Origin of the sequence: Legionella tunisiensis (assembly GCF_000308315.1) — a bacterium.
Lineage (GTDB): Bacteria > Pseudomonadota > Gammaproteobacteria > Legionellales > Legionellaceae > Tatlockia > Tatlockia tunisiensis.
In genome coordinates this window covers 1-1,763 of record NZ_CALJ01000026.1, presented here as the reverse complement: position 1 = coordinate 1,763, position 1,763 = coordinate 1, and the positions used below count along the sequence as shown (strand labels likewise).

Here is a 1,763-nt window from a genome sequence, read left to right as displayed (position 1 = left end):
CTTGGCAGTCTCAGTCTTGAGCCACCAACGCCTGATGATTTATCAGTTCACTTGCTTAGGGAAGTTAATGTGGATCATCTGACCGATAAAATTTGGTCTGAGTGTGATGCAACAGGACACTCTTTCACTGACAGATTTCATGAGCTTAGCCAGCAATATTTCAGCGGATTAAAGCCACCCCCGATCCCTAAAAAGGAATGTGCAACTTGTCAATTCAAAACACTCACACATAATGAATCAAACGTATTATCTGGGTTTAAAGAGTGCTGGACTGAAGCTCTTGGCTATAACGACAATGATTTCCTTGAGCCCACAGTTTTAGATTTATGGAATTTTCGCGACAGGCCAAAATTCTTGCAAAAAGGCTTAATAAAGCTACGGGATTTCAATGAAGATGATATATCTATAAAGGATGATGGCAAGCCTGGCTTATCCATGAGCCAACGCCAATGGCTTCAGATTGAAAAAGTAAAAAGTGATGACAACACACTCTGGATTGATGAACAGCATTTGCGCGAAGAAATGCAATCTTGGGTATATCCATTACATTTCATAGATTTTGAGACGGCAATGTTACCGATTCCATTTAAAAAGGGAGCGCATCCCTACCAAGGTATCGCCTTTCAATTTTCCCATCACATGATGGATGAAAAGGGTCGTGTGTCTCATGTTGGGGAATATTTGAATACCTTTCCTGGTGTTGATCCATCAGTTGATTTTATTCGTGCATTAAAAGTGGAGCTTGAAAAAGATTCAGGCACTATTTTTCGTTACAGCAATCATGAAAATACTTACTTAAATATGATATTAAATCAATTGACGGGATTATCCGAGCCACCCCCTGATTTAAATGATTTAGCTACATTTATCAAATCCATTACTAAGTCACCTTCTGACAGCAAAGAGAAATGGAAGGGAGATCGATACATGGTAGATTTATGTGAATTGGTAAAACGATTTTATTATGATCCTTTAACTAACGGTTCAAATTCAATTAAAAAATATTGCCTGCCATTTTAAATCGTTCCAAATATCTACAACAAAAGTATAGCCAACCCATTTATGGGAATGAGGAAGGTATCATCAGCAAAAATTTCATTAATCAGCAATGGATTGCTTATGAAAACGGCATAATTAAAGATCCCTATTTACTTTTAGATCCTATCAACAAGGAAATACCAGATAGCGAAATCGAGCTGCTCTTTGATGAGGACTATTTAAAAGAAGGAGGGGCAGCAACTATTTCCTATGCCAAATTACAATTTACCCATATCAGCGATTTTGAGCGAGAAGAGCTACAAAAAGCGCTTCTAAAATATTGTGAACTGGATACGTTAGCCATGGTCATGATTGTTGAAGCTTGGCAAAACATGATGAAGGGTGTTGGGGGCAGGGCTTAATTTTGTATTCAACGACCAAAATTCAAGCCCCGCTCCCACTGATGCATTATCTGGTTGATTCCCTGTGCTACTTGTTGATATAGATATTCCATTAAAAATTTACCATTCGCTTGGCGGCAGAGGTAAGCATGCCAGAGCATGGGGGGCATATGGCAAGACGCAAAATAGGACTCGTCTTTGGCAGTGGATCAGCACGCGGCTGGGCCCACATAGGCGTCGTCCGTGAGTTGGCAACCATGGGCATTAAACCGGATCTGGTTGCAGGTTCATCCGTAGGTGCTGTGGTCGGGGGCGCTTATGCATCAGGCCACCTCGACGAGTTTGAAGAGTGGATTTTCACCCTTAAGCGCGTGGACATTCTAA

General features: G+C 40.7%; 3 protein-coding genes. All 3 read left to right on the top strand.

Annotated elements, in window-relative coordinates:
• The first annotated feature begins 69 nt into the window (after positions 1-69).
• The gene (locus BN58_RS32390; RefSeq protein ID WP_232220260.1) at positions 70-1,020 is read left to right on the top strand and encodes a DUF2779 domain-containing protein; all 951 of its coding nucleotides are present in this window, start codon (positions 70-72) and stop codon (positions 1,018-1,020) included.
• Positions 1,005-1,400, top strand: coding sequence for a hypothetical protein (locus BN58_RS32385; RefSeq protein WP_232220259.1), 396 nt, complete (start codon positions 1,005-1,007; stop codon positions 1,398-1,400). Before BN58_RS32390 ends, BN58_RS32385 begins: the two co-directional genes overlap by 16 nt.
• A 149-nt stretch (positions 1,401-1,549) precedes the next feature.
• Positions 1,550-1,763, top strand: a 214-nt coding sequence (locus BN58_RS21240; protein WP_040916020.1) for a patatin-like phospholipase family protein, incomplete at its 3' end; no start/stop codon positions are given.